Genomic DNA, 13374 nt, shown 5'->3' with positions numbered 1-13374 from the left:
TTGCTATAACTCGGGGTCCGAGCGTCAATGGTGAATTGGCAGCAGATGCAAATGTTGTGGGACGACGGCGAACGTACTTTGACCCGCATGACGCGGTGTGGAGATGAGAAGCCGTGCTTGATTGTTCGCTCAGTTTTTCCTCAGTCGTCGTATGCCAGTGCCTATCGCCTAAGCCACGAATATGGCCTGAAGGATGAATTATCCACCGATTGGGCGCTGCAGCCATTGGAGCTCGTGCGCGAAGCTGGTGAGATGGCTCTGGTATTGGGGGATTCAGGCGGAGAGCCTTTGCTGGCGGTGTTAAACCGCCCCTTGGAAATTCAGATTTTTTTACCTCTCGCTATTGAAATAGCGGCCTCGCTGGCCAAGCTGCATCAATCTGGGCTTATCCATAAAGATGTGAAACCAGCCCATGTCATAATCAACTGTAATGACGGCAGAGCAAGGTTTACAGGGTTCGGTTTGGCAAGCCGCCTCCCAAGAGAGCGCCAACTACCTGAGCCCCCGGAAACCATTGCTGGAACACTGGCTTACATGGCGCCAGAGCAAACTGGCAGGATGAATCGCTCGATAGACTCGCGCTGCGATCTGTATGCATGTGGGGTACTTTATTACCAGATGCTCACAGGGGGGTTGCCGTTCACCGCTCAAGACCCGATGGGTTGGGTGCACTGTCATATCGCCAAAAGGCCAGCACCTTTTGAGCAAAAAGTCGGAGGAGTACCAGGCACTATTGCCCGCATCGTGATGAGGCTGTTGGCCAAAACTCCAGAGGAGCGATATCAGACGGCAAAAGGGCTCGAGTGCGATTTACGCCGTTGTTGGAGCGAATGGCAGGCAGATGGATCGATCAGCAACTTCGGCCTGGACAAGCACCGCAGCATCGGGCGTTTGATGATCCCCGAAAAATTGTATGGCCGTGAGGGTGATGTCGATAAGCTCGTCGCTGCTTTCGATCGCGTGGTGAGTGGTGGCACGCCAGAGTTGGTCTTGGTGAGTGGCTATTCGGGAGTCGGAAAGTCATCGGTGGTTGGGGAGTTGCACAAGGTATTGGTCCCTCCGCGAGGGTTGTTTGCTGCGGGGAAGTTTGACCAGTACAAGCGCAACATACCGTACTCGACACTGATTCAGGCTTTTCAGGCGCTCATTCACTCTTTGCTGGGCAAAAGCGATATTGAACTGGCCGGCTGGCGAGCGTTGTTAGTCGATGCGTTAACGCCCAATGCTCGGCTTCTCACTGACTTGATTCCTGAACTGAAGCTGATCATTGGCGAGCCCTCGCCTGTGGCAGCGCTTGAGCCGCAGCAAGCCCAGCGCAGATTCATGCAGGTCTTCCGCCGCTTCATCGGCGTCTTTGCTCGCGCTGAGCATCCCCTGGCACTCTTCCTTGATGATCTTCAGTGGTTGGACGTGGCGACGCTCGATTTGCTGGAAGATCTGCTCACTACAGACGACGTGCGTCATTTGCTTCTGATCGGCGCTTACCGCAACAACGAGGTGAACTACCTGCACCCCCTGCCACGCAAACTGGTCAAGATTCGCGAAGCGGGTGCGAGGATCGATGAGATCACGCTGGCGCCACTGAATCTCAATCAGACCGAACAACTGATAGCTGAGACGTTGCACAGCTCGAGACCGCAAGTAAGACCACTGGCCAGACTTGTGCACGGAAAGACCGACGGCAACCCATTTTTCACCATTCAGTTCCTTTATTCCTTAGCTGAAGAGGATCTGTTGACGTTCGATCACGGCGCTCGGCAGTGGCACTGGATGACCGAAGGAATACACGCTAAAGGGTACACCGATAATGTCGCGGACCTGATGCTCAGCAAGCTGACTCGTCTGCCGCGGCCAACCCAAGATGCGTTGCAGCAGCTTGCTTGTCTTGGACACCACGCCAGTGCGACCGCCTTGGCGCTTGTACTCGAAATGGAAGAGGAGCGCGTTCATACGTTGCTGTGGGATGCTTTTCGTGAAGGGTTTGTGGAGCGGTCAGGCACTGATTACGTGTTCATGCATGACCGCGTCCATGAAGCAGCCTACCTACTGATGGCGCAGGACAAGAGAGCGTCGGCGCATCTTCGAATCGGCCGCTTGATCGCTGCTTCGAATCAGGGCGGCAGCGAGGACTCGATTTTCGACATCGTGAGTCAGCTTAATCGCGCAAGCGAATTAATCATTGGCGCCGAAGAACGTGAGCAGCTGGCAAATTTCAATTTGATGGCAGGGCTCCGTGCCAAAGCATCGACGGCCTATATTTCGGCTTCGGCTTACTTTGCAAGCGGTTTGAAAATGCTCGGGGAGACCAGCTCACAGGATGTGCGATTTGCCCTGGAACTGAACCAGGCTGAATGTGAAATGCTCACCGGCCGCTTATCTGAGTCCGAAGCACGGCTTGAGCTGCTTTCCCAGCACGCGCGCAACATGGTCGAGCGAGCCAGCGTCACCTGCTTACAGGTTGATGTCTATCTGCTGATAGATGATAGCGCCCGTGCGGTGCGGGTATCGCTCGACTATCTGCGACAGGCGGGCGTCAACTGGTCGGAGCATCCAGACAATAAGCAGGTCGAGCTTGAATATCGTCTTATTTGGACCCACTTGGGTGACCGAACTATTGAGTCCCTGCTTGATCAGCCGATCATGCGCAACGCCGATATTCTGGCAACGCTCGAGGTTCTGAGTCGAATGTTTGCTCCGGCAGTGCAGGCGGATGCGAACCTTGCCGCATTGACGATTTGCAAAGCGGTAAGTTTGAGCCTGGAATGGGGCAATTGTGACGCTTCTTCCATGCTCTATGCCAATGTTGGGCGAGTCTCTGGTCCCCGCTTTGGTGACTGGGAGCGAGGCCTGAGGTTCGGCCAGTTGGGATGCGATCTTGTCGACCATCGTGAGTTGAAAAGATTTGAGGCCAGCACACGTCTGTGTTTCTCGAATTTTGTTGTGCGATGGATGAAGCCGGTCCGAGAGTGCCGCCCTTTGTTGGATAAGGCCTTCGAGGCCGCCAATAGTATCGGTGATCTCGCATACGGATCCTTCACGCGTAACGCATTGATATCGGACCTGCTATATGCAGGCGATCCTCTTGCGGCAGTACAGGCAGACGCCGAACAGGGCCTGGAATATGTCCGGGGGGTGGGCTTCGGGTTGATTACGGACGTGATCAAAACTCAGCTGATGCTTATTCGTATGCTCAGAGGTCAATCCCCTGAATTCGGCCGGCTGGCTGATGATCTGTTCGATGAGCGGACAGTGGAAGCCAAGCTGGAGGCCAGTCCAGGCTTGATCCAGGCTTTCTGCTGGTTTCAAGTACGCCTGTTACAGGCGCGATTTCTTGCAGGTGACTTTGAAGGTGCTTTGACCGCCGGGCTGAAAGCAAAGCAGTCCCTATGGTCATCGGCTTCGTTTTACGAAGAGGCCGAGTATCATTTTTTTGATGCGCTCGCTCGAGCAGCGCTTTGCGAAGATCGTCTGTGTGAAGTCCCTTCGTCGCATATTTCCGTGATGAAAGCTCATTATCTGCAACTGCAGATTTGGGCCGAGCAATGTCCGGAGAATTTCGCAAGCCGGCATCAGTTGCTGGGAGCTGAAATTGCGAGGGTTGAAGGAAGGTTTCTAGCGGCTGAGCACGGTTATGAGCTCGCCATCCGACGCTCGCAGGAAAGCCAGTTCTTGCACATAGAGGCGCTGGCTAATGAACTGGCAGCACGCTTCTATTCAGCACGCGGTATGGAAAAAGTTGCCGGTGTTTACATGCGAGATGCGCGCTACGCCTATGTAAGGTGGGGGGCGGAGGGTAAGGCGCGCCAGCTGGACAGTCAGTTCCCGCTTCTTAATAGAGTACATCCTCCATTGACGCCCGAGATGACAATTACAGCGCCTGTGGAACATCTTGATCTTGCAACAGTGCTGAAGATTGCGCAGACAGTGTCGAGTGAAATCATCCTGGAAAAACTGATCGACAAGATCATGCGGTTGGCGATCGAACAAGCCGGCGCAGAGCGTGGGGTGCTGATCCTTTCCACTGGGGAGACCAATCGGGTTGTAGGGGAAGTGAGCGTCGGGTTTGAAGAAACGCGGTTGCAGGATGTCCCTGTCACTTCAGCATTTTTGCCCGAGTCTGTGCTCTATCGCGTGTTACGTAGCGGGGAACATCTGATCTTGGACGACGCTGTTAGTGCTCAAACATTCGCGACAGACCCCTATATCCAACGTCGGCGTCCTCGCTCACTGCTCTGCATGCCGCTGATGCACCAGGCTCGGCTGACCGGAGCGCTGTACCTGGAAAACACTATGGTACCTCATGTGTTTAGTCCTTCGCGGGTAGCGGTCCTGAAATTGATTGCGGCTCAGGCGGCCGTTTCTTTGGAAAATGCCCGCTTGTATCGCGTTATAGAGGCCCGCGAAAGCAAGATTCGCCGCTTGGTCGAGGCCAACATCATCGGGATCGTGGTCTGGAATACGGCGGGGGAGATCGTTGAGGCCAACGATGCGTTCCTGCGTTTGCTCGGTTACGAGCGCGACGAAATCGAGCGCGGATTGGTACGGTGGCGGGATATGACACCTCAGGAGTTCAAAGAGATCAGCGAGTGGTCGATGAGCGAAGCGGTTCGAACAGGTACCGCGCGGCCTTTTGAAAAAGCCTACCTGCACAAAAATGGACTTTCGGTGCCCGTCATCGTTGGTTTGGCCATGTTCGAGGCTAGTCGGCAGGAGGGAGTTGCGTTCGTGGTCGACCTAAGCGAGCGCAAAAGGGCAGAGGAGCAGATGCGCGACAGTGAGCGTCGTTACCGAGAGATGCAGACAGAGTTAGCGCATGCTAATCGCGTAGCCACGATGGGGCAGCTTGTTGCTTCGATCGTCCATGAAGTTAGCCAACCTATTGCTGCAACGCTCACCGGGGTAGGGGCTGCTCAACGTTGGCTTGAGATTGGCGATACCGCGGAAGTGAAATCAGCCTTGGGTCAAGTTGTCCAAAACGGCCATCGCGCCGCAGACGTCATCACTCGCATACGTGGACTGATCACCAAACAACCTCATCGCAAAGAATGCGTCGATCTTGATGCGGCTATACGCGAGGTCATCGAAATTACTCGTGGTCAGGCGGTTAAGAACCGTTGCAGTATCAACGTCAGCTTGCAGAAAGGCGTGCCGCCGATCAAAGCTGACCGGGTGGAGCTGCAGCAGGTATTGATCAATCTGGTCATCAACGCGCTGGAAGCCATGGCTAGTTTGGATGACGATCAACGTGAGCTTTCGATAAGCACTAATGCAGGTGATGATGGGAATGTATCTGTCACTGTAAGTGATACGGGACCAGGTTTCAGTTCTCTAGACCACGATCAGATTTTTGCGCCATTTTATACAACCAAAACCACTGGCTTGGGTATGGGGCTCTCTATCTGTCGCTCGATCATCGAGGGTTTGGGAGGGCAACTTGGAGCCCGAGTAAATGTACCGCGCGGGGCGGTCATTCACTTTGTGGTCCCCGGAGCCCAGTGAAGGTTATGCGTATCTGATACCCCAGTGCAACGTTGGAAGCTTTTGCTATAGGCGCTTGTGCAATAGGTAGATCATCTGCAGTGGCTGCCGGGCCTCCCAGGGCGTGACGGAAGCTAGTAAAGATTTCCTTCACGCTGATTCCTGTCCGCTGATCGGGCACGTGCATCCTAGGCCTTGGGAAAAACTTCGCGCGGTCGCCTGCGCTTATTAACTAGCTAAACAGTGCAAGAGTGTGGATCAATACAGCATTGCTAAACGCAAGATTGGCCTCAGAGTCAATATCTGAGGCCGGATTGGGCAGTGGGGTTATGACAAGTGTCTTGTCACGAATACGCTCTTTTCAAATCTCAATCCGCTTGATTTTACCAAGTCCCACATTTGTCCCATCTGCAAGGTTCAGGCTCATTGCCTGACCTGCGGACCCCATGCTGACGCTGGAGACTTTGTCTGGCAGATAGGTGCTTAGTTTCGTGGATTTACCATTCAAGCTGCCAGTGGCAGTGAAAGTGTAGTTTCCGGATGGAACGGGTTCACCTTCAGCATTTTTACCATCCCAGGTAAATGCCCTTTCCCCTGCTTTTTGCTCGCCAAGCTCAACTGTCCGTACAAGGTGTTTCTCGCTGTCATAAATTTTAACGGTAGTCAGCGTGCTCGTAGTGGGTAGGTCGATCTGACCGGTGAATGTTTTGGTGGTATCGACATTGGTGGAGTCGCTGTTCACTATTACTGTACGTCCAACCAATGACGCCGCCTGGACAGCGGAAGTGGCTTGATACATTCCACCAATTGCATCCACGCTAGTACTCAGGTTCTGCATGGTTTCGAGACTGCTAAATTGCGCCAGTTGTGCAACGAACTGCGTATTGTCCTGTGGATCGAGTGGATTTTGATTCTGCATTTGGGTGACTAGCAGCGTGAGAAACGAATCTTTGCCTAATGCGCTACCACCGGTCACGCTGTTCCCGGTTTTCCCGGATGTGCCTTGCTGCAGAGATTTTACGTAGTCGGATGAGGCGTTGTTGCTGACTGAGTTTGTCATATCAGATCCTTCTATAATCAATATTGAATTTGTAATCAATTGCTCAGAATTCGTCGGGTCTCCACACGACACTGCCTACCGAGGCTGATTCTCATATGGAGGTGGATGACGAAACCTGAGTAGAGCAAATGATGTGCCACTCACTGAAATGTCAGTGTTTACTGGACATTTCATTTTGATAGTGCCGAAAATTGAACCGGTGCGGCAAATTAATTCCGCTCTTAATGAGTTAGGGTGGCAAGTATTTACCGCAGCCAGGGTTCGCATGCTCATGGTGGACGGTCAGTTAACGAGAGATATTTCTAATCATGGCTTAATACATGGATTATTTGTCTTAAATACAGGGTTTGCTACTTTTGTATGTTCTGCAATAAAATCGGCTGTTCCTAGCGTCTGATTCCTGGCCACATGACGCTCATGAGCCTGTGATCGCAGTGCCTAAGTTAAAATACAAACGCACTTCGCCGATTTTCACCGTAATCTTGAAGCTTGATCCAAGGCGCGATGCGCGAGCATGGTCGGCCCCTTTGCCAGAGGCTGAAAATCGACGTAGATCAGGCCCGGTGCTCTACAGTGGCCGATTCGGACGCGATGATAAGGGAGGGTATGCGCCAATGGTGAGGCATGATTCGCCGCTTTTTTCACGAATATATACTGGCGTTCACCTTACACATTAAGGCGCTTAGGCAACCCTAGCGCTCGAAGCGGGATCTATATTCACGAGGGGAGACCGCCAGATGGCGCTGAAATGTGACGCGCATCCGCTCTTCATCGCCAAACCCACATGCCAAGGCGACTTGCCCAACGTTCCTGTCAGAGTCTTCAAGTAATCGGCGTGCCGCCTCAAGGCGGAAAAGCTCAAGGGCCTTCCCGGGAGATTGGCCGGTCTTCTTCTTGTAGACGCGACTAAAGTTTCGAGTACTCATAGATGCTTGTTCAGCCATTACTTCTACGTCTAGATCCTCACGCTCCAAGTTCTCCGCCAGCCATAGGTGAAAGTCCGCAAATACGTCGGCGTCATTCATTTGCGCCTTGAGCATTTCGCTGAACTGGGCCTGCCCCCCTGGCCGTTTCATGAAGACCACGAGTTCCCGCGCGACCGTCATTGCCACATCGCGCCCACAATCTGCCTCGACTAACGCTAGGGCCAGGTCAATGCCCGCTGTTACGCCGGCTGATGTCCATATACTGCCCTGCTGCACAAAAATCGCATCCTTATCGACCTCGACAGACGGAAAGAGTGAGGCGAGCAGGTCGCACATCCCCCAATGCGTAGCTGCTTTCTTTTGAAATAGCAAACCTGCCTGGGCTAGGAGAAATGAGCCAGTGCAGACTGAGGCTACGCGACGCGCTCTCGGCCCCATCCACGATAGCCAGTCGATGAGATCCCTGTTATGCGTCAGCGCGGCCAGGATCTCTGGCGACCCAGGAACGATAATTGTATCGATCTCATCATTCTCAACTGAAGCAAGCTGCATGGTCCCAACAGAGAGCCCTTCAACCGTGGGCATCGCGTGGCCTTGAATACTCGCAGTGAGTCGTTGATACCCTGGTAGCCCTCGCTCTTTCATAGCTTTGTCAGCTGCATAAAACACGGTTTGTGCACCGGTCAGATCCAGCAGGCCCATCTGAGGGTAAGCGACAAAAAGCACTGTGCGTGGAGAATGGATCGAATCGGCATGAGTTGTGACTGTCATGTAGAAATATCTCCTCAAATTGCTGATTGTTGGCGCTGTCAAGCAACCCAGACCAGTATCCTTTGATTTGGAAGTTTATCCCGATTGCCATCCCTCCATCTTTTAAGCAATTCAAGCTGTGCGACATTCGCCAATTTTTTTCTCTATACAGCGCTCGCCTGCCACCTCCCTGAATTAGGGTAAGCATACCTGTCAAAACCGTTCGTTGGATAGGCGCTATTTTATTGCATAGCAAGATCTCTTAAGTCAGGGGCATGATCTTTTCAGTGCTTGGTTGTGAGCATGTCAATCTTGAGTAAAATCCACTATACCTATGTATGTAAATTGCAGCCTTTTTGGTTACCAAATTCAACCTAATTAATGGTGATCGAAATTTGTTTGCGCACTAAGTTGTTGCGAGTGGTTTAGGTGTATTACGATCTTTTTGGAAAGGTTAAGCAGATACGGATCTCATCTCTCTTTATACAGATTTTTAGTGGCGGTAGTTTTGAGCGGAGGGGCGGTTCAAGTCATCGCCAATTCCCCCTAAGGCGCCTGGATGATCAGTAAGATGCTTATTTCTGATGCCTGGCTACGCTGTGTTACCGTTTTGCTTCACGGACTACCACCTGGCTCATAGATGATGATAAAAGAGTGTATATCAATGTTTGCATCGCTCCGTCAGCTTCGCTCGCTACTTGACTACCGTCGTAGTGGATCGTTGAGGCCTCGTCCCTTCATAGCTAGACGCCAAAGTCGGTACGAGGTTTGGATCATCTGGGGAATTGGTTTAGCCATTACCGCTGGCATCATTTTAATTGACACTGTTCCAAATCACCGCGACATTGCAGCGACTGGAATATACCTTTCTGTACTGTTGCTGGCGGCTAACATATTAACTATCAGAATGGTGGGTGGGGTGTCTTTGGTATGCATGGTCACCATTATTCTCAAGTTTTTTATTGATGCAGGCTATGAGGACTGGAATTCGATCACCGCTTTCGTCAGGTGCTTAACGGCCTTGTCTGCAATCGGATTCCTAGCCACCCGGGCCAAGCAGGCTGCTGATAATCTGCATCTTCATCAAATCTACCTAACAGGTGCGCAGCGCCTGAGTCACACCGGAAGTGTGAACTTCAGCGCGGTGACAGACTTGATGTCTTGGTCGGTGGAAAGTGCCCGTATATTTGAATACCCCCCGGAGATGCCGGTGTCGAAATCTATGGTATTGGCACGTATTCCTCAAGAGGACCATCCTCAAGTACACGATGCCTTTGAACGAGCGTCACGGAAGGAAGCGCAAATCGAGGTCCGCCATAAACTGCTCATGTCGGATGGACGGATCAAACATGTGCACATGATCGCTACCCCCTTATTCCCACTGGACGACCGATGCGAGTACCTAGGAGCGGTCATGGATATAACCGAGCGTGTGCAGGCCGAGGAGAAGTTATACCGCACCCAGGCTCAACTGACACACATTTGTCGAGTGACCACGCTTGGAGAGCTCACAGCGTCTATTGCCCATGAAGTCAAACAACCGCTCACATCCATTGCAAGTAGTGCGCATGCATGTCGTCGGTGGCTCGATTTACCACACCCTAACTTGTTTGAAATTAGAGCTGGGCTGGACAACATTACCGGCAACGCACTCCGAGCTGATGAAGTCATAAAGCGGATCAGGGCTTTGGCGCGTAAGAACAACCCCGATCATCGACCGGAGCGCATGAATGAGCTGATCAGAGAGACGCTTACTGTTATGCAGTACGAACTCAATCATCATAACATCAGTCTTAGTCTAGCGCTCGATGCGGGAAACCCACAGGTACGAGTTGACCGGGTTCAGATGCAGCAAGTTCTCATCAACCTTATCATGAATGCCTGCCAGGCTATGAGCAGTGTGGATCATCATCGTCGGCTACTGCAGATGCGAACGAGTTGCGACCACGAGAAAGTCATTGTTGAAATAGCTGACGCAGGCCCTGGCATTGACGCTATGACCTTCCCATCCCTGTTCACCCCATTCGTGACTACCCGCGAGACCGGAATGGGAATGGGGTTAGCGATTTGCCGATCGATAGTGGAGTTTCATCTAGGAGCGATATGGGCGCGGAACCTGATTAATGGCTCAGCATTTTATTTCTCTCTACCCAAATTTGAACCGTGATCAGAGGTCGCCATTCTCCCCGGAATAGATGTCTTGAAACGCGCCTTCGAGCATTAGAGAAATGTTCAAACGTGTCTCTCTATCTGAGGAGCTCAGAAGAGGTGGTGTCCCGAATTACAGGTGGTCAATATTTCACCCGAAACGTGGGGGAGTCCTCTGGCCGGTTCTGGCGGCGATCATAGATCCGCGTCGTGCTGATATTGGCGTGGCCCAGCCAGGCCTGCACGTGGGCCCGGTTCACCGCTTTGAATTCTTCCGCCGCCGCCAGGCCGACAAAACTGCAGAAGTCTACTAGGTCGCCCTGATACGCCCGCCGGGTGCGCGGGTTATCAATATTGGCGAATCATTCGACAGCTGCCGGTACCGGCGCTCGTTGGCAATGATCAGGTCAGATACCTTAAAGCCCTCTCTGATGCTTGCGATGGATCTCTTGGCAGCGTCCTATCGCCTCACGCACACCAGAATGACGCGGATAATCATTAAAGATGTCCATTTGGTAGAAAGGGAATATGCCGTGCATGCTATTTGGCAGAGCTTCCAGCTCCAGCGAGAGCAGCACGAGGGTCTTGAAGGCGTTGGGCACTTGGTGATTTTCAAACTCGGTCCAGCGCTTCATCATCTTCCGAGCAGATTCGCCCGCGTCATCATCGGGTTTCGACTTGTGATGCATCAGGTCATTACGGGCTTTCACCAAGCCCTTGAGGCCATTGATGGCCGACCCCGTAGCGTTGAACGACTGGCCGCAGATCAGGCGAGTCCCAATCATCCATTTCCCCTCGATCTCCATCCTATCCATGCTCCGGGCGACTTGATCACCTAGACCCCAAGCTGTGAATTCATAAGCCGCCGCTTCGATGGCTATGGCGGCGAACACGATCGTTTTGATGCCATTAATTCGTCTTCCTTCATATTGGTCCAAGCGCCCCCCGGATCGTCGAATGGGCTAGATAGCTCAACGGTCGCGGGATCGATGGCCTCGTCCATGAACTTTCCGAAGGTCTGCTCCGCGATGGTCGCGTACGTCTCAATCAGAGAGTCAACCCCGCTGGTTTGATCGTTTCGGCTCAAGTCGGAACAGCGTCCTGAGAGCCCCAATTAATTAACGGTAACCTAATTTTGTCGTTAGTTTTGGATGTGCCATATGCATCGTGGGATGCGGTCATAGGACGCGGTTACGATGACTGCTTTCGACCCAAAGCGGACGTTGTCGTTACATCAGCTCCTGGTCTCCGCCCGATCCGCTCCATTCTGGGTATTCAGCGGCGCCAGGATCCATCGGGCAGCTCGATTTCCCTGCGAGCCGCAGCCAGAGCAACCTTCAGCCCCTGTTTATCCAGCGGTATACAGTAGGCGGGTTTGGCCCGTTCGAATCGCCAGCTTTCATCAAGAGTCCCCGCATCTACTGCATCAAATCCAATCTCGTCCAGCAACTTGATCACCCGCGCTTTTGCCGCCGCATCATCCGCCGCTATCGGCAGTGCGCGTCGGTCGGGCGCTGCTTTCGGACGCGAATCCTGCGTGAGGTCCTGGGCGAGGATTGCATTGAACACCTTGACCACGCTTGAGTAGCGCAGATGCTCGGCCAGCAGGCGACTGGTGGTGGTTTCGAATCGGTCGAGAGCGGCAATGCGACCGTCGCGTTCGGGGTAGTAATTGTTGGCATCCAATACGATTTTTCCCTTTAGGTACATCGCCGGCACGCTTGGGTAGTACTTGAAAGGAATCGCCACGAGTACAACCTCGCCAAAGTCTGTTACCTCCTCGACCGTCCCGACCTTACTGCCTGCAATACCACTGAGTACGCTACTCATGGATTGTGGACCACGCGAATTGCTGAGCATCGCCTCGTGTCCCGCTGCGATGACCAATTGCGCGACTGCACGCCCGATGAAACCTGCCCCAATAATGCCTATGCGCATGCCTTTGCTCCGCTGGTTGGTCAGAGGAACTTATGATCATTGCCAACAAACTGAAGATAAATAACCATCGGTTACTTAGACTCGTTACTGGGAGTGTTGAATGATGGACCGTTTGACTAGCATGGGGGCATTTGTAGTCGCGGCAGAGTCGGGCTCCTACGCCAGCGCCGCCGAGCGATTGGGCCTATCGCCACAGATGGTGGCCAAGCATGTCTCCGCACTTGAGCAGCGACTAGGTGCGCGGCTACTGAACCGTACCACTCGACAACAGAGCCTGACTGAGCTGGGCAGCGCATATTACGAGCGTTGCAAGCACATTCTGAGCGAGGCTCAGGCTGCGGACTCGCTTGCACAGATCATGAACGACACCCCGCGCGGCAAGTTGAGAATCAGCGCTCCCGTAACATTTGGTTCCCATTGCCTCATGCCTTTTATGACGGAGTTCTTGCGTCAACACCCGGAGGTCGAAATCGACCTGCACCTGACCGACCGCTTTGTCGATCTGGTGGAAGAAGGGTATGAAGTGGCTTTCAGGATTGGCCCATTGACCGCCTCCAGTTTGACCGCCAGGCCGTTGGCGCCTTATCGGTTGATAGTCTGTGCGGCGCCGAGCTATCTGAATGAACGAGGAGTGCCGCAAATACCGAACGACTTGAAGAACCATGAATGTCTGGGGTATGCGTATTGGTCCCAGCCGGCCGACCGCGAATGGGTATTTTGCAAAGGTTCGGCAGTTGAACGGGTACAGGTCTCCAGCCGATTGCGGGTCAACGAGAGCAAAGCACTGCTGTCAGCAGCACTGGATGGCTTCGGGATTGTTCTGGGCCCCAATGATTTACTTGAGCCCATATTGTGCAGCGGCAAGTTGGTCCGACTGTTAACTGATTATGAAGCCCCGAGCCGACCTATGCATTTGCTCTACACCGCCAACCGCCAGAGAACAGCCAAGCTCCGGTTATTTATCGATGCTGCGCTCGCCCGCTTTGGTGATCGTTGAGCGGAGGTTGAGTTGTCTCAGCCGCATGGATGGTTCATTTCGGTCCAGGGCAGGGCTTGGTTGACTGTCTGTTTCTG

7 protein-coding genes and 1 pseudogene are annotated in these 13374 nt (G+C 53.1%); 3 read left to right on the top strand and 5 right to left on the bottom strand.

Features of this window, described 5'->3' with window-relative positions:
* Window positions 1-45 precede the first annotated feature (45 nt).
* The gene (locus ACIPL0_RS08665) at window positions 46-5499 is read left to right on the top strand and encodes an AAA family ATPase (RefSeq protein ID WP_400731526.1); all 5454 of its coding nucleotides are present in this window, start codon (window positions 46-48) and stop codon (window positions 5497-5499) included.
* Between the two features lie 340 nt (window positions 5500-5839).
* Here ACIPL0_RS08665 and ACIPL0_RS08660 read toward each other — a convergent pair whose 3' ends face one another.
* Both ACIPL0_RS08660 and ACIPL0_RS08655 read right to left on the bottom strand, forming a co-directional pair.
* Entirely contained in the window at window positions 5840-6538 is a 699-nt protein-coding gene (locus tag ACIPL0_RS08660; RefSeq protein WP_400599042.1) for a flagellar hook assembly protein FlgD, read from the bottom strand.
* A gap of 692 nt (window positions 6539-7230) precedes the next feature.
* Window positions 7231-8235 (bottom strand): GlxA family transcriptional regulator, encoded by a 1005-nt coding sequence (locus ACIPL0_RS08655; protein ID WP_400599040.1) that lies wholly within the window; start codon window positions 8233-8235, stop codon window positions 7231-7233.
* A gap of 643 nt (window positions 8236-8878) precedes the next feature.
* Here ACIPL0_RS08655 and ACIPL0_RS08650 point away from each other — a divergent pair.
* A complete protein-coding gene (locus ACIPL0_RS08650) occupies window positions 8879-10381 on the top strand; it encodes a sensor histidine kinase (RefSeq protein WP_400599038.1) in 1503 nt (500 codons plus the stop codon).
* Between the two features lie 124 nt (window positions 10382-10505).
* Here the strand turns inward: ACIPL0_RS08650 and ACIPL0_RS08645 are convergent.
* The 3 genes and pseudogenes from ACIPL0_RS08645 to ACIPL0_RS08635 all read right to left on the bottom strand — a co-directional run.
* Window positions 10506-10613 (bottom strand): annotated as a pseudogene (locus ACIPL0_RS08645) (integrase); the annotation flags it as partial.
* A gap of 165 nt (window positions 10614-10778) precedes the next feature.
* Window positions 10779-11300, bottom strand: coding sequence for a hypothetical protein (locus ACIPL0_RS08640; RefSeq protein ID WP_400599036.1), 522 nt, complete (start codon window positions 11298-11300; stop codon window positions 10779-10781).
* Between the two features lie 337 nt (window positions 11301-11637).
* Window positions 11638-12300 carry an NADPH-dependent F420 reductase gene (locus ACIPL0_RS08635; RefSeq protein ID WP_400599034.1) on the bottom strand — a complete coding sequence of 221 codons (663 nt, stop codon included), beginning with the start codon at window positions 12298-12300 and terminating at the stop codon, window positions 11638-11640.
* A gap of 103 nt (window positions 12301-12403) precedes the next feature.
* Here ACIPL0_RS08635 and ACIPL0_RS08630 point away from each other — a divergent pair, with 103 nt between their 5' ends.
* On the top strand, window positions 12404-13297 hold the full coding sequence (locus ACIPL0_RS08630; protein WP_400599210.1) for a LysR family transcriptional regulator: 894 nt from the start codon (window positions 12404-12406) through the stop codon (window positions 13295-13297).
* Window positions 13298-13374 lie beyond the last annotated feature (77 nt).

The organism is Pseudomonas sp. NPDC090208, from assembly GCF_044746785.1.
Taxonomy (GTDB): Bacteria; Pseudomonadota; Gammaproteobacteria; order Pseudomonadales; family Pseudomonadaceae; genus Aquipseudomonas.
Note: the sequence above shows the minus strand (reverse complement) of the source record. Positions and strands in the feature narration are given on the sequence as shown.